Raw genomic sequence first — 16,877 nt, 5'->3', positions numbered from 1 at the left:
GGCCATCTGAAATTCAGACGGCCTCTGTTTTTAACGCTACCGTTTCCGCCCCTTCCGGCGACACCTTCAGATAGCCGCCGCTGCCGCCGTACCAATCGGGCAGCACATAGCGTTTCACCGTGCGGCCGTTGAAGCCGTGTTCGTGCTCCGCCGGCCGGTGGGTGTGGCCGTGGATAAGCGCCTCGGTTTGCGGGTGGTGGTTTAAGGCTGCCTGAACGCCTTGTTCGGTTACGTCGGAAACGGGCGTATGCCCCATCGCCTGTTTTTTCTCTTTGCTGGCGGCGCGGATTTTGGCGGCGATTTTGCGGCGGCGGCTTTGCGGCAGGGCGAGCAGCAGTTTTCGCAGCCACGGATTGCGGATAATGCGGCGGAAACGTTGGTAAGACACATCATCGGTGCACATTTCGTCGCCGTGGCTGATTAAATAATGCGTGCCGTAAAGCTCGATTTCACGGATGTCGGGCAGCAGCGTTATCCCCGCCCGTCCGGCATAATCTTGGCCGAGCAGAAAATCGCGGTTGCCGCAGATAAAATACACCGGCGCGGTGCGGCCGAATGCTTTTAACGCGGCGGCGGCTTCAACGGCGATGTTGCTGAGAATATCGTCGCCCAGCCACACTTCAAACAAATCGCCGAGTATATACAGCGCATCCGTCCTGCCCTGTTGTTCCTGCAAAAATTGCAGGAACAGGCGGTTAAGCGCGGGGGTGTCGTCGGACAGATGCAAATCGGCGATAAACAGGGTTTGCGGCATGGCTGGGCGTTGATATGGTTATTTCAGACGGCATCATAACGGATTTGCGCCGCTATATAAAACCCGCCGTTTACAGCGGGTTCACATATTTTCGATGCAAGGCAGCAAGCCGCGGGTAGTACGGTAGTACAGCAAGACACAGCAACGCCGTAGCGGAAATTAAGCGGATTCGCTATGCAGCAAATCGGCCATCATGCGCTCATAAACCGCCGAGAGCTTGGGAATATCTTCCAGCAGCACGTTTTCGTTTATCTGGTGGATGGTGGCGTTGCTGGGGCCGAGTTCGATCAGTTCGTCGGCAACGGCTTTGATGAAGCGGCCGTCTGAAGTGCCGCCGCTGGTGGAAAGTTCGGCTTCGACGCCGCACACCTCGGCAATGGCGCGGCGGGCGGTGTCGGTGAGTTTGCCCGCTTCGGTCAGAAACGGCTGGCCCGAACACATCCACTCCAAGCTGTAATCCACGCCGTGTTTGTCGAGTATGGCGTGAACCCGCTGTTTCAAGCCTTCTTCGGTGGATTCGGTGGAAAAGCGGAAGTTGAATTTCACATTGAGCGTGCCGGGTATCACGTTGGTGACGCCGGTGCCGCCGTTGATATTGGAAATCTGAAAGCCGGTGGGCGGGAAATATTCATTGCCCGCGTCCCACTCGGTGGCGGCCAACTCGGCCAGCGCGGGCGCGAAAGTGTGCACGGGGTTGACCGCCAGATGCGGGTAGGCGATATGCCCCTGTTTGCCTTTGACGGTTAGATTGCCCGAAAGCGAACCGCGCCGGCCGTTTTTGATGGTGTCGCCCAACACGTTTACGGCGGTGGGTTCGCCCACGATGCAATAATCTATCCGTTCGCCGCGCGCCTTCAACACATCTACCACTTTAGTGGTGCCGTCGAACGCATCGCCTTCTTCGTCCGATGTAATCAGCAGCGCGATGCTGCCCGCGTGGTTGGGGTTGGCGGCCACGAAACGCTCGCAGGCGGTAACGAAACAGGCGATGCTGGTTTTCATATCGGCCGCACCGCGCCCGAACAGCCTGCCGTCGCGCTCCGTCGGTTCGAACGGCGGCGAGTGCCACAATTCCTCCGGCCCCGCAGGCACAACGTCGGTATGGCCGGCAAAACACAACACGGGCGCGCTGCCGCCGCGCCGCGCCCAAATGTTTTTGGTGTTGCCGAAGTGCATTTCCTCGATGGCGAAACCTATGTTTTTCAGGCGTTCGGCCAGAATCTGCTGGCAGTTTTTGTCGTCGGGCGTAACCGATGCCTGGGCAATCAGTTGTTTGGCAAGGTTCAGCGATGCGGTGTCGTTCATGGGGGTTCCTGTTTGTTTTTTTCAGACGGCCTGAGACCTTTGCAAGTTGTTTAGGCCGTCTGAAACATCCGATTATCGTCATTCCCGCGCAGGCGGGAATGACGGAATTTAAGCATTCCACACGGCCTTAAGGTATTTTTGCAAAGGTCTCGGCTTTTCTCAGCAGGCGGCGGCTCTGCGGCAACGGTAAAGAAATAGAGATACTCGGGGCAGGCCCGAGTATGACGGCGGTTGTTTATCGGCGGTCGGGCATTCCAAACAGCCTAAACAACTTGCAAAGGTCTCAGGCCGTCTGAAAACCACGCCTGCAAAGCGGCAATTACGCTTACAGGGTAAACGTTACCCTGTCGCCGCGCAGCGCGCTGCCCAGTTCGCCTTCGATCAGGATTTTGGTTTGCAGGCAGATTTCGTCGCTGCCGAAAGCCAAGCCCACGCCTTTGGGGCGGTGGGCCGACGTGCGCGCGGGGTTAATCCAAGCTACTTTGGTGCGCAGGAATTTTTTGCCGGGGTGGTCGGTGAGTTCCAAAGCCAGCAGCACTTCGTCGCCCAGCGAAAAAATATCGTCGGTGGGCACGAACAGGCCGCCGTGTTCGAGAAACGGCATATAGCTGTTGTAGAGTGCTGCTTTTTCGCGCAGTTGCAGGGCCATCATGCGGCCGGGCAGGTCTTGGGGGGCATTCATCATTGGTTTTCCCTTTTAATGTTCGGTTGTTATTTGTTTTGCCAGAATTCGAGATAATCGGTCAGCAAACTTTCGATCTGCATTTTAACACTCAGCGTGTGGTATCCGTAAGGGCTTAAGCGGTTCAGACGGCCTGTCAGTGCGAACAGGGCAGCGCCGGATGTGCGCCTGCCCGTTTGCGCCGATGCCTGCGCGTGTTGCGGGTAATACAGCGGCGGCATATGCTGTTGCGCCAAACCCACATCGAGCAGCCATTTGTGCAGCCAGTCGAGAAAAACGGCCAGCGGCTGTTTGTGTTTGTCGAACTCGGCGGCATAGTCGAGTATCGCCAGCAGGCGCGGGGCGGCCAACAGCTCGAGCAGCGATTCGCGCAGTTCGTCGAGTTCGGGCTGGTGCTCGAACAGGGGCGCGCCGCCGTGAAAGGCCAGCAGGTTTTCGGCATCGTCTGTTTCCTGCTGCCGCAAATACTGCAAGGCTTCTTCGTGCGAAGGCGGCGGCAGCACCATTTGGCGGCAGCGGCTTTTGATGGTGGGCAGCAGTTTGTCGCGCGCATGGGTAACCAGCAAAAACAGCACGTTTTCGGGCGGCTCTTCCAGCACTTTCAAAAGGCCGTTGGTGGCCTGGAGGTTCATGCTTTCGGCCGGATGCACCAGCACGATACGCCGCCCGCCGCGCACGGAAGTGAGGTGGATGTTGTCGACCACCTCGCGCACGGCGTCGATTTTAATCTGCAACAGCTTGCGCCCCACCGCTTCGCCGTCGGGGATTTCGGACGTGAGTTCGTAAAAATCGGGATGGCTGTTTTGCGCAAACAGATGGCACGACGGGCAAACGCCGCAGGGGTCGCCAGCCGTGCCGGGCTGCTCACACAAGAGGGCTTGGGCGGTATGGCGGGCAAACGCGGTTTTGCCGGTGTTCTGCCTGCCGGTAAACAGCCAGGCGTTGGGCAGGTTGTTGCGGTGTTCCGCAAGCTGCCGCCATTGGGTTTGGTGCCACGGATAAATCATAAGAAAAGCGCAAAAAACGGCTGGAAAAGCAGGCATTATACAGGTTTCAGACGGCCTTGATTCTGCTAAAATATAGCCAACCCACTTTAAAATAATTACCGCGTTGGCTCGCCTTGCTGTACTACTTGTACTATCTGCGGCTCGCCGCCTTGTACTTATTTTAAAGTGGATTAGCTATACGCCTTAATTGAGAAACCTTTTTTCAGACGGCCAGATTAATGAGGCCGTCTGAAAATCTTTCAACGGCCACACACCATGAACGACAACAAACCCGAAGTAACCCCCATCGAGCGCCCCGTGCTCACCCCGCCGGGCGGCCACAAAAAAGTGCTGCTGCATTCCTGCTGCGCCCCCTGCTCGGGCGAAGTGATGGAGGCCATGCTCGCCAGCGGCATTGACTACACCATTTTCTTCTACAACCCCAATATCCACCCGAAAAAAGAATACGAAATCCGCAAAAACGAAAACATCGCTTTTGCCAAAAAACACAATATTCCCTTTATCGACGCCGATTACGATGTTGATAACTGGTTCGAGCGCGCCAAAGGCATGGAAATGGACCCCGAACGCGGCCGCCGCTGCACCATGTGTTTCGATATGCGTTTCGAGCGCGCCGCCCTTTATGCCCACGAACACGGCTTCCCCGTGCTCACCAGCTCGCTGGGCATTTCGCGCTGGAAAAACATGAACCAGATCAACGACTGCGGCCACCGCGCCGCCGCGCCGTACGACGACGTGGTGTATTGGGATTTCAACTGGCGCAAAGGCGGCGGCAGCGCGCGCATGATCGAAATCAGCAAGCGCGAACATTTCTACCAACAGGAATACTGCGGCTGCGCCTATTCGCTGCGCGACACCAACCACCACCGCAAATCGCAAGGCCGGGCGCCGATTAAAATCGGTGTGAAATATTACGGCGACGAAGAGGAAAACAGCTGACGCGCTTTCGGTTTAGCCGGCAGGGTTCCGGCCGGCCGCAATCTTTGCGACATTCACTCAGGCCGTCTGAAATATGGTTTCAGACGGCCTGAGGCTTTTGCAAAATTCAAAATAACCTACACCGCCCTATCCGTATAAAGCGGCACGCCTGAAGCGGCGGGCATATTGTCCGTATAGGCTTTCAATTTCGGCGGCAGCGCCAACCCGCGCACCGCCGTTAAGTTGCGCAGCAGCGGGAAAACGTGGATATCTTCCATGCTCAAACCTTCGCCGTTCAGATTGTGCACGCCTGCAACCTGCCGTTCCAAATCAGCCAAATCAGCATGCAGGGTTTGCAGATATTCATCGGTTTTTGCCAGATTTTCGGCAAAGCTGCCGATATTGGCTTCTTTTTTATGCACGAAATAATCAATTGCGCTTTGGGTGGCAAACTCGGGCAGCCCGATCGATACCATGCGCGGCTGCACCAACTTGCTGACATAAGTGTTGGCCTTATCCAGCCAAGCCTGCACTTCGGGTCGGATTTCTTCTTTCAGACGGCCTTTATCCGCCAGATTATCGATATAACGCACGATATCCAAGCTCTCGCCCATATACGAACCGTCGTCTTTTTGCAGTATCGGCACCTGTTTGGCGCCTATCATACCGATGGGGGTGGCTTCGTCGTCGTTCAACAGCACAATTTCTTCCGCCGCCAACCCGCGCAGGCCGAAAATCATGCGGGCGCGCACGCAGAAGGGGCAATGGTCGTAAATATAGAGTTTCATGGCTGTTTTCCTTAGTTTGTTTGCCTGTGTGCACCTTAACACCAAAAGGCCGTCTGAAACAACCGCCGCACAAGCCGCAGCCTGTGTCAGTTTTCCTTGATCACAATCCGCGCGTTCAAAGGTTGCACGGGGCGGTTATTCGGGTGGCCTATCATTTTCGCCATCGCCTTAATCTGCCCTGCCCCTGCGCTGACCGGTGTTTCCAACACAATCCAGTTCACCCCTTCGCTGCACGGCGGCGTGGTGAGCGAGCCGTTCAGGCGGAAATGGCGGCGGTTGGCGGGAAACAGCGTGTTGATATCCAACGGCGCGGCCGTCTGAGCCGACTGTCCGGCTTTCAAGTGCTTGGCCAGAATCTGCGCCAGCGCGGGGTTGTTCCGGCCTTCTTGAAACAGCACCGTCAGCACGGCCAACTCGCCCGTGCTGCTTTGGTGTACGAAATGGGCTTCCATCGGAAAATGGCGGTGGTTAAACGTGTGCTCGCTGGGCGTGTGGAAGTGGAACTGCTTCAACTGCATTTTCTTGCCGCCGATATCCAGCGTTTCACCGCCGGCATCGGGGGTAAGCTGAACCGTATGGCCGTTGTTTTCGATGCGGAAACGCGCGGGCTGATAGCGGAAATCTATGCTGTTGCCCGAAACGTGAATGGCATTGGTTAAATCCACCGGCGACTGGTTTTTACCTTTTCCGCACATGGCAAACGCTTCGCTCAGCTCGCCCCAATGCGCCGGGCTGCTTTTATCGCCTTCATACGACCAATGCGGATGCGTTTCGGCGGCAGCCAAGCCTGCTGCGAGCGCAAGCGAAAAAATAATATATTTATAATTCATTTTTTAATCCTATTTATCTATATGAATAAATTATTGATTATAGTTATTTAATATATTATCGTTAATAAGGTTTGATTGACCTCCGTCAAGCCATGTCTAACTACGCACGGCTACTTTTCCGATACCCGGCCCGAGACCTTTGCCTTTCTCTCCAAACAATAAAAATACCCGGGCAAGCCCGGGCATAAGATGCGTCCTTGTTATTGGGGCGTGCAGCCAACCGCGTTGCGGCGGTATTTTTGGTTAAAATCCGCTTCACAAGCATTCTGACTGCACACCCTAAGCAGTTTTCCATAACGGCATGAGTCCTGCAAAACCTCAGGCCGTCTGAAACCCTTACAATTCAATGCCTTTGAGTTTGGCAACGGTGTTGATGTCTTTATCACCGCGGCCGGACAGGTTGACCAGAATCACTTGGTCTTTACCCATTTTCGGCGCATTCTCCACCGCCCACGCCAGTGCGTGCGAGCTTTCCAACGCAGGGATAATGCCTTCGTATTGGCATAATAAATCAAAGGCTTGCAAGGCGGTATCGTCATCGGCGGCGGTGTATTCCACGCGTTTGATGTCGGCCAGATGGCTGTGTTCGGGGCCGATGCCGGGGTAATCCAAACCGGCCGAAACGGAATGCGTGCCCTGCACTTGGCCGTTTTCGTCCTGCATCAGATAGCTGCGGAAACCGTGCAGCACGCCGGCGGGCGCTTTGCTGGTAATCGGCGCGGCATGGTCGGGCGTGTGTACGCCGTGTCCGCCTGCCTCCACCCCCACCAGACGCACACCGTTTTCTTCAATATAAGGATAAAACAGGCCGATAGCGTTGGAACCGCCGCCCACACAAGCCACCGCCACATCGGGCTGGCGGCCGATGGCTTCGAGCATCTGCTCTTTGGCTTCGTTGCCGATTACACATTGGAAATCGCGCACCATTTCGGGATAAGGCGCGGGGCCGGCGGCGGTGCCGATAATGTAGAAAGTATCGTCCACCCGCGCCACCCATTCGCGCATGGCTTCGTTCATGGCGTCTTTCAGGGTGCGGCTGCCGCTGTCCACGCCCACCACATTGGCGCCCAACAGCTTCATGCGGAACACGTTGGGGGCTTGGCGGATAATGTCGTCGGCACCCATGTAAACATGGCATTCCATGCCGAAACGGGCGGCAACGGTGGCGGAAGCCACGCCGTGCTGGCCGGCACCGGTTTCGGCAATCACGCGTTTTTTGCCCATGCGCTTGGCCAGCAGCGCCTGGCCGATGGTGTTGTTGATTTTGTGTGCGCCGGTGTGGTTGAGGTCTTCGCGCTTGAGCCAGATTTGCGCACCGCCGAGTTTTTCAGACAGGCGCGCGGCGTGGTAAACGGGGCTGGGGCGGCCGACGTAGTGTTTCAGGTCGTTGCGGAAAGCCGCCCAGAAAGCGGGATCGTTTTTGGCTTCTTGATAAGCGGCCGCCAGCTCCTGTAGGGCGGGAATCAGGGTTTCGGAAACGAACACGCCGCCGTGTTCGCCGAAAAAGCCTTGTGAATCGGGGGCTTGGTAGTTCTGCATGAATATTCCTTATGATAGGCGGCGGATAAACTCCGCCATTTTGGCAACGGATTTGATGCCTGCCGCGCTTTCCACGCCGCTGGACACGTCAACGGTTTGCGCGCCCGTTATTCTAACAGCTTCGGCCACGTTGTCGGGCGTGAGGCCGCCTGAAAGTATCCAATGGCCGTTGAGGTTTTGCGGCAGCATCCGCCAGTCGAAGCTGTGGCCGGTGCCGCCGTATTCGCCTTCGATGTGGGCGTCGAACAGCACGGCGCGGGCGTCGGGATAAGTTTCGAGCGCCGAGATGATGTCGGCGGTGTTTTGCACGCGCACGGCCTTGATATAGGGGCGCGCAAAACGGCGGCAGAATTCGGGCGGCTCGTCGCCGTGAAACTGGATGATGTCTATCGGCACCTGCGCGAGAATTTCTTCGATGCGCGCCGCTTCTTCGTTGACAAACAGCGCCACCACGCCGACAAACGGCGGCAGCTCCCGCACGATGCGCTGCGCCGTTTCTATGCTCACGGCGCGTTTGCTTTTTTCGTAAAACACCAACCCCACCGCGTCGGCGCCCAACTCGGCGGCGGCGGCGGCGTCTTCGGGGCGGGTGAAACCGCAGATTTTGATACGGGGAGTCATGGTTTTTCCGGTCGGCTGTAAATTTTGGTTTGGGTGTTTATACAATAGTTCCCTAATATCTGCAAAGTTTCAGACGGCCTTTGCAGTTATGGTTTTAATCGGGCAAAACCGTGTTAAGCCGCATTGCCATAACCGCCTGATGGCTTTTAAGATGAAAACGGCACAGCACCCTGTGCTGTTTTTTTTCAAATTTCAAAGGATAAACCGTTATGAAACATATCAAAGTTTTGCTGCTCTCTGCCGCCATCGCCTTAACCGCCGCCGCGTGCAGCTCGTCTTCAACCGACAGCCCCGCCGTTGACACCACTGCGGGTCAGGTTCAAGACAGCGTACCCGCCGCTACCACCGGCACCGGCACCGACGCGCTGGGCACCATGCAGCAATAACACGGCCCGATCCGGCTGTTGCAGGCCGTCTGAAAACTTTTTCAGACGGCCTGTTCCGTAAAAAACCGGTTTTAAACCGCAAGCCGAAGTGTAACATTATCTGTGGCCGAAAAACGGTTCGGCGTTGCAAAACCCTTTTCCCGCCCTTCTCTCTCCGGCGGGTTGCCGCCCGAATCACACTTTATAAAGAAAGGACGATAACGATGAAATTCAAAGCCTTGTTGCTCTCCGCCGCCACCGCGCTGCTGCTGGCCGCCTGCGTTGCTCCCCACCATGGTGGCCATGACCGCGGCCCCGAGCGCGAACACAATATGCAGGATCACGGCCACAGCCACGGCGAACGCGGCCACGCGCATTAAAACCGTTGCCGTATTCGGCCTTGGCTCAAACACGGCAAAAACGGTATAAAAAACAGATTGAAGCCTTTGCAAAATGTCTCAAGGCCGTCTGAAATATCCAACCGTCGCGAGCATGACGGTATTTAAGCGTTTCAGACGGCCTCAATGAATTTTGAAAAGGTTTCAGATTCTGCACAGCCCAAACCAAACAATCAGGCCGTCTGAAAAGGTTTATGTGAAAAACCTTTTCAGACGGCCTGATTGACTGTTTAACGATTATTTAGGCTCGAAGCCTTGCGCTTTCACCCAAGCCATCATTTCGGCCTGCACTTCGTCGGCTTCGCCCGCGCTGCTGATGCGCACGCCGGCTTCGTCTGCACCCAATTCTTCGAGAATTGCCATTTGCGAATCGAGCATACCGGCTTTCATATAGTGCCCTTTGCGCGCCATCATGCGCTCAAGGTTCACTTCATACGGTGGAGCGAGGTGGATAAACACCACCCTGCCCTCGGCTTCGCGCAGAATGTCGCGGTATTGGCGCTTGAGCGCCGAACAGGTAACGATGCTGTAGGGCTTGCCCGCACGCGCCTGCGCGGTCATCCAATCACGCAGGTTGCGCAGCCACGGGTAGCGGTCTTCGTCGGTGAGCGGAATGCCTGCGCCCATTTTGTCGCGGTTTTCCTGCGTGTGGAACTCGTCGCCCTCGGCATAAGGGCATTGGAAATGCTGTTGCAGGGTAAGGGCAGCGGTGGTTTTGCCGCAGCCGCACACGCCCATCAGCACGAAATGTACGGTATCCATGATATTGCTCCTTTACTTATAAGATGCTGAACGCAAGGGCGGAAAGTGCGAAGCCGATGGCGGCAATCAGGGTTTGGTTAACCGTCCAGGTTTTCAGCGTGGTGGGCACGTCCATATCGAGCAGGCGGCCGACCAGCCAGAAGCCGGAATCGTTGAAATGGCTCACGCCTACGGAACCGGCGGCGGTGGCCAAAACAATGCAGGCAAGCTGCCAGTCGCTGTAGCCGGCGGCGGCCACGGCGGGCGCCATCAGCGCGGCGGCGGTGGTTAAGGCAACCGTGGCCGAACCTTGCGCGATACGCAGCGCCAGCGCCACCAAAAAGCAGCCCAGCAGCACGGGAATACCCAAATGGCCCATGCTGTCGGCCAAGGCCTGGCCGATGCCCGAAGCGCGCAATACGCCGCCGAACATACCGCCCGCACCGGTAATCAGAATCACCGAGCAGACGGGGCCGAGCGCGCCGTCAACGGTTTTTTCAAGCGCGGTGGCTTTTGCACCGCGTTTTCGGCCGAGCACAAACATGGCCACCAGCACCGAAATCAGCAGCGCGATAGGTGTGGAGCCGATCATGCGCAGGGTCTGCACCCAGCCTTCGTCGGCACTCACCACTTTTTCGGCAATCAGCGTGGCCAAGCCGGTGTTTAAGAAAATCAGCAGCATGGGGATTAACATAATGCCGATAACCGTGCCGGCCTTGGCCGGCTCCTGCGGCGGATCGTCGTCTTGTTTGCCGCCGCTGAGAATGTCGGGCACGGGCACGGCGAATTTGCGGTCGAGCACCTGGCCGAGCAGGTAGCCGCTGAAATACCAGGTAATCACCGCCAACGGCAGGCCGAGCAGCAGCACATGGCCGATATTGGCGCCGTAAAATTCAGAAGCGGCAATCGGACCGGGGTGCGGCGGCAGGAAAACGTGCATCACCGAAAACGCGCCGATAGAGGCCATGCCGTAGGCCAAAACATTGGCTTTCATGCGGCGGGCGGTGGCGAACACAATCGGCAGCATCACCACCAAGCCGGCATCGAAGAAAATCGGAAAGCCGAAAATCAGCGAAGCCACGCCCAGCGCGAACGGTGCGCGCTTTTCGCCGAAAGCGCGGATCAGCGCATCGGCCAGCGATTGCGCGCCGCCCGACGTTTCCACCAGCCTGCCGAGCATGGCGCCCAAGCCCACCAGCAACGCCACGCTGCCGAGCGTGCCACCGAAGTTTTTCACCAGCACGTCGTTCACGATGCTGCCCATCGGCAGCCCTGTGGCGATGGCGGTCAGCAGGCTGACAATCATCAGCGTAAGCAGCGCGTGCACGCGGAATTTGATGATTAATATCAAAATCAGCAGGATGGCGCCTGCCGCAATGCCGAGCAGCGTACCCGTGCTTAAAGTTTGCGTCCAATTTTCCATGCGAAGCCCTTTTTAGTAGCAGAAATAATGTGTTGAGGTTTGCCGCTATTCTAATACAGCATGCCGCAGCGCGTATGATTTATATCAACATAAGCAGTTTACATATTTGCATAAGCCGGCAGCCCCGGTTCGGGGCCGTCCGAAACCTTTTGCCAAGCCGAAAAATGCTTTCAGACGGCCTTTGGGCTAAAATACCGTTTCCCACAGCAAAACACGGCAGATCAACGTGAAAATACTGATACTCGGCAGCGGCCAGGTAGGCTCCACCGTTGCCCAAGAACTGGCCTCGCTGCCCGGCAACGACGTAACCATCATCGACGTTAACGAAACCGCGCTGCAAAACATCGGCAGCAAGCTCGACGTACAAACCCTGCTGGGCAACGGCGCCTCGCCGTTTATGCTCAAACGCGCGGGCGCGGAAGACGCCGACCTGCTGCTGGCGCTCACCCGCAGCGACGAAACCAACATCGTGGCCTGCAAAATCGCCGCCGACGTGTTCAACATTCCCAGCCGTATCGCCCGCGTGCGCTCCACCGATTATCTCGACTACCGCACCGAAGAAGAGCAAAGCAGCCTCGATATGTTCGACATCACCGAGTCGATCAGCCCCGAAGAACTGGTAACCGAACGGCTGGCCGGCCTGCTCAGCTACACCAGCGCCTTGCAGGTTTTGCGCTTTGCCGACGACAAAGCCCGCATGGTGGTGGTGCAGGCGCGCAAAGGCGGCTTGTTGGTCGATAAAGAAATCTCCCAAATCAACCAACACCTGCCCGAAGGGGTAGATTGCCAAATCTGCGCCATCTACCGCAACAACCGCCTGATTGTGCCCTCCGCCCAAACCGTGATTATCGAAGGCGACGAAGTGTTTTTCGTGGCCGGCACCGAAAACGTGAAAATCATGATGCGCGAGCTGCGGCCCAACGAGCAGCGCAACCGCCGCATCATGATCGCCGGCGGCGGCAACATCGGCTACCGGCTGGCCAAACAGCTCGAAAGCGATATGGACATCAAAATCATCGAATACAACAAAAACCGCGCCGACTGGCTGGCCGAACACCTCGACAGCACACTGGTGCTGCTGGGTTCCGCCTCCGACGAAACCCTGCTCGAGCAGGAATATATCGACGAAATCGACGTTTTCTGTGCCCTCACCAACGACGACGAAAACAACATCATGTCGAGCCTGCTGGCCAAAAACCTCGGCGCCAAGCGCGTAATCACCATTGTCAACCGCTCAAGCTATGTGGATTTGCTCGAAGGCAACAAAATCGACATCGTAGTATCGCCGCATCTGGTAACCATCGGCTCGATTCTCGCCCACATCCGCCGCGGCGACGTAGTAGCCGTCCACCCCCTGCGGCGCGGCACGGCCGAAGCCATCGAAGTGGTGGTGCACGGCGACAAACAAACCTCCGCGCTGGTCGGCCGCCGCGTGTCGGAAATCAAATGGCCGCAGGGCTGCCACTTCGCCGCCCTCGTGCGCGGCGACGAAGTGGTGATGGGCCACAAAGAAGACGCGGTAATGGCCGACGGCGACCACATTATTTTCTTCGTGTCGCGCCGCCGCGTATTGCGCGAACTGGAAAAACTGATTGCCGTGAAAATGGGCTTTTTCGGCTAGTGAATGCAGTCAGCGGCTTTTGCAAAAAAGCCGTTTTAATCCTGAATTTATTTATATTTCGTCATACTCGGGCTTGACCCGAGTATCTGTGTGTTTTAGAAGACAAAGAGATACTCGGGTCAAGCCCGAGTATGACGCAAATGTTTTAAGGCATCTAAAAGAATTTTGCAAAAGCCTCAGGCTGCAAAACATTTGAATACGCTGCATATGAAACAGGCCGTCTGAAAAGTTTGTTTGAATACAAACCTTTTCAGACGGCCTTCATGATGATTCGGCGGCAAACCGACACCGCTACACCGCAAACTCCGCCCACACCGGCGCATGGTCGCTGGGGCGCTCCTGTGCGCGCGCCTCAGAATCCACCTGTACGGTTTGCAGCGCATCGCGCAATGCCGGCGTAACCAAAATATGGTCGATGCGCAAACCCTGTTTGCGTTGGAACATCGCGCCGCGGTAATCCCACCAGGTGTAATACGCGCCCTCGGGGTGGAGGTGGCGCAGGCTGTCGGTTAAGCCCAAACCGAGCAGGTTGCCAAACCACGACCGCTCGGCGCTGGTGCAATGGATTTTTTCATGCCATTTTTCGGGGTCGTAACAGTCGGCATCGGCGGGGGCGATGTTGAAATCGCCCAGCAGCACCAATTTTTCGTAACGCCCTATTTCGCCGCGCACAAATTCGGCCAGCGCGGCAAACCATTGCCGTTTGTATTCGAATTTCGGGCTGTCGGGCGCTTCGCCGTTCACGCAATACACATTAATCACGCGCACGCCGCCGACGGTGGCGGCAATCACGCGCCGCTGCGGGTCGTCGGGCAGCGCGGGCAGGCCGGCATGCACGTCCTGCGGTTCGGCCCTGCTGATAATGGCCACGCCGTTATAGGTTTTCTGGCCGCTCCACACGGTATGCCAGCCGCCCATCTGAAAAACGGCGGCGGGATATTTGTCTTGGTCGAGCTTCAGCTCCTGCAACACCAACACATCGGGTTGGTGTTGTTGCAGCCAGTCTTGCACCTGCGGCAGGCGCACGTTGAGGGAATTGACATTCCAAGTAGCGATTTTCATAAACAGCCCCGGTTAATATTCAGGGCGCCGATTGTGCCACACTTCGTTTTTCCCTGCACGGCTGCCGAAACAAAGCCCGCCGAAAGGGCGGGCTTTTTTCAGACGGCCTTGAAAACCGTTTATTCTTTGGCGGCGCTTTTTTGCGGCTTGGCGCCGAACGCAAGCAAAGTATCCAGCACCGCCGATGCCTGCTGCGACACCAGCCGGTATTGCAGCACGCGGTGGTAGCGCGTGTAATCGACCAACCCCTCGGCTCGCAGCCGCGTCAGATGCTTCGACACCACGGTCGGCTGCAACGCCAATATGCCCGCCAGCTCGTCGATGCTGCGCTCGCTCTCTTGCAGCAGCGCCATAATCGCCAGCCGCTCGGGGTTGCCCATCAGCTTGAGCAAAACGGCGTTGCGTTTCAGTTCGGGAGTAACAGCGTTCATAGCAATAACCGTAATAAACATCACGCCCCATTCTATAACAACTCTTTGCGGCAAAACTTAACGGCGGGGCGGATTTATGGCCCGAAACCTGCCGAATACCTTTAAAAACCACACTCCAATAAAACATATCGTTATCATTTTTGAAGTATATTTTTTAAAATTGTGATGATTTCCATATCAGGCCGTTCGGCTTAATTTATCCCGCCGCCGCGAAAAAGGCTTTAATATTGCAGCCTTGCCGCCATATAAGGCCGTCTGAAACCGTATTTTTAAGAGGAACCCCATGAGCAACGTATTATTGAATCTGGCCGACGAGCCGCGCTATAACGAAATCCGCACCGGCGACATCCGCCCCGCTCTCGAAACCGCCATGAGCGAAGCACGCGCCGAAATTGCCGGCATCAAGGCGCAAAGCGGCGCCACATGGGAAAACACGGTGGAGCGCCTGACCGACATCACCGAGCGCGTCGGCCGCATTTGGGGCGTGGTGGCGCACCTCAATTCGGTGGTCGACACCCCCGAACTGCGCGCCGTGTATAACGAACTGATGCCTGAAGTTACCGTGTTTTTCACCGAAATCGGCCAAGACATCGAACTTTACGAACGTTTTAAAGCCATCAAAAACTCACCCGAGTTCGCCAAACTCGATGCCGCCCGCCAAACCAAACTAAACCACGACCTGCGCGACTTCGTGCTCAGCGGCGCCGAGCTACCGCCCGAACAACAGGCCGAATTTGCCGCGCTGCAAACCGAAAGCGCGCAACTGGGCGCCCGATTTTCGCAAAACGTGCTCGACGCCACTGATGCGTTTGCCCTTTATTTTAACGATAGCAGCCAACTGGCCGGCCTCACCGAAGACGCTTTGGCCATGTTTGCCGCCGCAGCCCAGGCCGAAGGCAAAACAGGCTACAAAATCGGCCTGCAAATGCCGCACTACATCGCCGTGATGCAGTATGCCGACAACCGCAGCCTGCGCGAACAGATTTACCGCGCCTACGTTACCCGCGCCAGCGAACTGAGCGATGAGGGCAAGTTCGACAACACCGCCAATATCGGCCGCCGTTTGGAAATCGCCCTGCAAGAAGCGCAACTGCTGGGTTTCAATAATTTCGCCGAACTGTCGCTGTTCACCAAAATGGCCGACACGCCCGAACAGGTGCTCGGTTTTCTGCACGATTTGGCCGCACGCGCCAAACCGTTTGCCGAAAAAGATTTGGCCGAAGTGCAGGCGTTCGCGCGCGACAACCTCGGCATCGCCGACCCGCAGGCATGGGATCTGACCTATGCCGGCGAAAAACTGCGCGAAGCCAAATACGCCTTCAGCGAAACCGAAGTGAAAAAATATTTTCCCGCCGGCAAAGTGCTCGCCGGGCTGTTTGCCCAAGTCAACCGCCTTTACGGCGTGAACTTCATCGAAAAAACCGTGCCCGTTTGGCACCCCGACGTGCGCTATTTCGAGCTGGAAAAAGGCGGCTCGATTATCGGCGGCGTGTATATGGATTTATACGCCCGCGAAGGCAAGCGCGGCGGCGCATGGATGAACGACTACCGCGGCCGCCGCCGTTTCGTGTCGGGCAGCCGCATCGGCCAAACGCAGACGCCGGTTGCCTATCTGGTGTGCAACTTCACCCCGCCCGTGGGCGGCAAAGAGTCGCGCCTGAGCCACGACGAAATCATCACCCTGTTCCACGAAACCGGCCACGGCCTGCACCACCTGCTCACGCAGGTCGACGAATTAGGCGTTTCCGGCATCAACGGCGTGGAATGGGACGCCGTGGAACTGCCCAGCCAGTTTATGGAAAATTTCACTTGGGAATACGACGTGCTGGCCGAAATGTCGTCGCACGAAGACAACGGCGCCGTTCTGCCGCGCGGGCTGTTCGACAAAATGGTGGCCGCGAAAAACTTCCAGCGCGGTATGTTTTTAGTGCGCCAGATGGAATTCGCCCTGTTTGACATGCTGATTTACAGCCAAAGCGACAAAGGCCGTCTGAAAGAATGGCCGCAGGTTTTGGAAAACGTGCGCAAAGAAGTGGCCGTGGTACAGCCGCCCGCCTACAACCGTTTCGCCCTGAGCTTCGGCCACATCTTCGCCGGCGGCTACGCCGCAGGCTACTACAGCTACGCTTGGGCGGAAGTGTTGTCGGCCGACGCTTACGCCGCCTTTGAAGAAAGCGGCGACATCAAAGCCACCGGCAAACGTTTCTGGATGGAAATCCTCGCCGTGGGCGGCTCGCGCAGCGCAATGGAGTCGTTCAAAGCCTTCCGTGGCCGCGAACCGCAAATCGACGCGCTGCTGCGCCACAGCGGCTTCGATGTGGAAGCGGCTTAAGGCGGTTTTGGCAATTCTGCCGTATCGATAAGCCATCAGGCCGTCTGAAAAGCTTTTCAG

Annotated in this window: 17 protein-coding genes; 5 read left to right on the top strand and 12 right to left on the bottom strand. The window is 56.9% G+C overall.

Going from position 1 to position 16,877, the window contains the following annotated elements:
- Positions 1-13: 13 nt before the first annotated feature.
- The 4 genes from NQ012_RS03945 to NQ012_RS03930 form a co-directional block, all read right to left on the bottom strand.
- Entirely contained in the window at positions 14-754 is a 741-nt protein-coding gene (locus NQ012_RS03945) for a UDP-2,3-diacylglucosamine diphosphatase (protein WP_257066295.1), read from the bottom strand.
- Positions 755-913: 159 nt separating this feature from the next.
- Positions 914-2,059: a succinyl-diaminopimelate desuccinylase gene (dapE, locus tag NQ012_RS03940; protein ID WP_257066294.1), complete on the bottom strand. Its 1,146-nt coding sequence runs from the start codon at positions 2,057-2,059 to the stop codon at positions 914-916.
- A 325-nt stretch (positions 2,060-2,384) separates the two neighbouring features.
- Positions 2,385-2,744, bottom strand: coding sequence for a PilZ domain-containing protein (locus NQ012_RS03935; RefSeq protein ID WP_373566630.1), 360 nt, complete (start codon positions 2,742-2,744; stop codon positions 2,385-2,387).
- A 26-nt stretch (positions 2,745-2,770) separates the two neighbouring features.
- Positions 2,771-3,748, bottom strand: coding sequence for a DNA polymerase III subunit delta' (locus NQ012_RS03930; RefSeq protein WP_257066293.1), 978 nt, complete (start codon positions 3,746-3,748; stop codon positions 2,771-2,773).
- A 255-nt stretch (positions 3,749-4,003) separates the two neighbouring features.
- On the opposite strand from NQ012_RS03930, the gene NQ012_RS03925 reads away from it, so the two are divergent.
- Positions 4,004-4,687 carry an epoxyqueuosine reductase QueH gene (locus NQ012_RS03925; RefSeq protein ID WP_257066292.1) on the top strand — a complete coding sequence of 228 codons (684 nt, stop codon included), beginning with the start codon at positions 4,004-4,006 and terminating at the stop codon, positions 4,685-4,687.
- Positions 4,688-4,803: 116 nt separating this feature from the next.
- Here NQ012_RS03925 and grxB read toward each other — a convergent pair whose 3' ends face one another.
- From grxB to NQ012_RS03905, 4 genes are all read right to left on the bottom strand, one after another.
- A complete protein-coding gene (gene grxB, locus NQ012_RS03920) occupies positions 4,804-5,454 on the bottom strand; it encodes a glutaredoxin 2 (protein ID WP_257066291.1) in 651 nt (216 codons plus the stop codon).
- An 86-nt stretch (positions 5,455-5,540) separates the two neighbouring features.
- Positions 5,541-6,284, bottom strand: a complete 744-nt coding sequence (locus NQ012_RS03915) for a carbonic anhydrase (RefSeq protein WP_257066290.1) — start codon at positions 6,282-6,284, stop codon at positions 5,541-5,543.
- A gap of 336 nt (positions 6,285-6,620) precedes the next feature.
- Complete coding sequence (trpB, locus tag NQ012_RS03910) at positions 6,621-7,823, bottom strand: tryptophan synthase subunit beta (protein ID WP_257066288.1); 1,203 nt, start codon at positions 7,821-7,823, stop codon at positions 6,621-6,623.
- Between the two features lie 9 nt (positions 7,824-7,832).
- Entirely contained in the window at positions 7,833-8,444 is a 612-nt protein-coding gene (locus tag NQ012_RS03905; protein ID WP_257066287.1) for a phosphoribosylanthranilate isomerase, read from the bottom strand.
- A gap of 209 nt (positions 8,445-8,653) precedes the next feature.
- Between NQ012_RS03905 and NQ012_RS03900 the strand changes: the two genes are divergently transcribed.
- Positions 8,654-8,830 (top strand): hypothetical protein, encoded by a 177-nt coding sequence (locus tag NQ012_RS03900; RefSeq protein ID WP_257066286.1) that lies wholly within the window; start codon positions 8,654-8,656, stop codon positions 8,828-8,830.
- Between the two features lie 203 nt (positions 8,831-9,033).
- Entirely contained in the window at positions 9,034-9,189 is a 156-nt protein-coding gene (locus NQ012_RS03895) for a hypothetical protein (RefSeq protein WP_257066285.1), read from the top strand.
- Positions 9,190-9,444: 255 nt separating this feature from the next.
- Here NQ012_RS03895 and NQ012_RS03890 read toward each other — a convergent pair whose 3' ends face one another.
- Positions 9,445-9,969 (bottom strand): gluconokinase, GntK/IdnK-type, encoded by a 525-nt coding sequence (locus NQ012_RS03890; RefSeq protein ID WP_257066284.1) that lies wholly within the window; start codon positions 9,967-9,969, stop codon positions 9,445-9,447.
- A gap of 16 nt (positions 9,970-9,985) precedes the next feature.
- The gene (locus NQ012_RS03885) at positions 9,986-11,371 is read right to left on the bottom strand and encodes a GntP family permease (protein ID WP_257066283.1); all 1,386 of its coding nucleotides are present in this window, start codon (positions 11,369-11,371) and stop codon (positions 9,986-9,988) included.
- Positions 11,372-11,597: 226 nt separating this feature from the next.
- Between NQ012_RS03885 and trkA the strand changes: the two genes are divergently transcribed.
- Positions 11,598-12,992 carry a Trk system potassium transporter TrkA gene (trkA, locus tag NQ012_RS03880; RefSeq protein WP_257066282.1) on the top strand — a complete coding sequence of 465 codons (1,395 nt, stop codon included), beginning with the start codon at positions 11,598-11,600 and terminating at the stop codon, positions 12,990-12,992.
- Between the two features lie 291 nt (positions 12,993-13,283).
- Here trkA and xth read toward each other — a convergent pair whose 3' ends face one another.
- Complete coding sequence (gene xth / locus NQ012_RS03875) at positions 13,284-14,054, bottom strand: exodeoxyribonuclease III (protein WP_257066281.1); 771 nt, start codon at positions 14,052-14,054, stop codon at positions 13,284-13,286.
- A gap of 119 nt (positions 14,055-14,173) precedes the next feature.
- Positions 14,174-14,485, bottom strand: coding sequence for an ArsR/SmtB family transcription factor (locus NQ012_RS03870; RefSeq protein WP_257066280.1), 312 nt, complete (start codon positions 14,483-14,485; stop codon positions 14,174-14,176).
- Positions 14,486-14,768: 283 nt separating this feature from the next.
- On the opposite strand from NQ012_RS03870, the gene NQ012_RS03865 reads away from it, so the two are divergent.
- Positions 14,769-16,817, top strand: a complete 2,049-nt coding sequence (locus NQ012_RS03865; protein ID WP_257066279.1) for a M3 family metallopeptidase — start codon at positions 14,769-14,771, stop codon at positions 16,815-16,817.
- Positions 16,818-16,877: the final 60 nt, after the last annotated feature.

The organism is Neisseria dentiae, assembly GCF_024580525.1.
Taxonomy (GTDB): Bacteria; Pseudomonadota; Gammaproteobacteria; order Burkholderiales; family Neisseriaceae; genus Neisseria; species Neisseria dentiae_A.
The sequence above is the reverse complement of the archived record's forward strand: the minus strand, read 5'-3'. Positions and strand labels throughout refer to the sequence as shown.

Coding starts and splice junctions, on each gene's coding strand:
- NQ012_RS03885 (WP_257066283.1), bottom strand. CDS start 11,371: ATGGAAAATTGGACGCAAACTTTAAGCACGGGTACGCTGCTCGGCATT.
- NQ012_RS03925 (WP_257066292.1), top strand. CDS start 4,004: ATGAACGACAACAAACCCGAAGTAACCCCCATCGAGCGCCCCGTGCTC.
- dapE (WP_257066294.1), bottom strand. CDS start 2,059: ATGAACGACACCGCATCGCTGAACCTTGCCAAACAACTGATTGCCCAG.
- NQ012_RS03865 (WP_257066279.1), top strand. CDS start 14,769: ATGAGCAACGTATTATTGAATCTGGCCGACGAGCCGCGCTATAACGAA.
- NQ012_RS03945 (WP_257066295.1), bottom strand. CDS start 754: ATGCCGCAAACCCTGTTTATCGCCGATTTGCATCTGTCCGACGACACC.
- trpB (WP_257066288.1), bottom strand. CDS start 7,823: ATGCAGAACTACCAAGCCCCCGATTCACAAGGCTTTTTCGGCGAACAC.
- NQ012_RS03900 (WP_257066286.1), top strand. CDS start 8,654: ATGAAACATATCAAAGTTTTGCTGCTCTCTGCCGCCATCGCCTTAACC.
- xth (WP_257066281.1), bottom strand. CDS start 14,054: ATGAAAATCGCTACTTGGAATGTCAATTCCCTCAACGTGCGCCTGCCG.
- NQ012_RS03890 (WP_257066284.1), bottom strand. CDS start 9,969: ATGGATACCGTACATTTCGTGCTGATGGGCGTGTGCGGCTGCGGCAAA.
- grxB (WP_257066291.1), bottom strand. CDS start 5,454: ATGAAACTCTATATTTACGACCATTGCCCCTTCTGCGTGCGCGCCCGC.
- NQ012_RS03870 (WP_257066280.1), bottom strand. CDS start 14,485: ATGAACGCTGTTACTCCCGAACTGAAACGCAACGCCGTTTTGCTCAAG.
- NQ012_RS03930 (WP_257066293.1), bottom strand. CDS start 3,748: ATGATTTATCCGTGGCACCAAACCCAATGGCGGCAGCTTGCGGAACAC.
- NQ012_RS03895 (WP_257066285.1), top strand. CDS start 9,034: ATGAAATTCAAAGCCTTGTTGCTCTCCGCCGCCACCGCGCTGCTGCTG.
- NQ012_RS03935 (WP_373566630.1), bottom strand. CDS start 2,744: ATGATGAATGCCCCCCAAGACCTGCCCGGCCGCATGATGGCCCTGCAA.
- NQ012_RS03915 (WP_257066290.1), bottom strand. CDS start 6,284: ATGAATTATAAATATATTATTTTTTCGCTTGCGCTCGCAGCAGGCTTG.
- NQ012_RS03905 (WP_257066287.1), bottom strand. CDS start 8,444: ATGACTCCCCGTATCAAAATCTGCGGTTTCACCCGCCCCGAAGACGCC.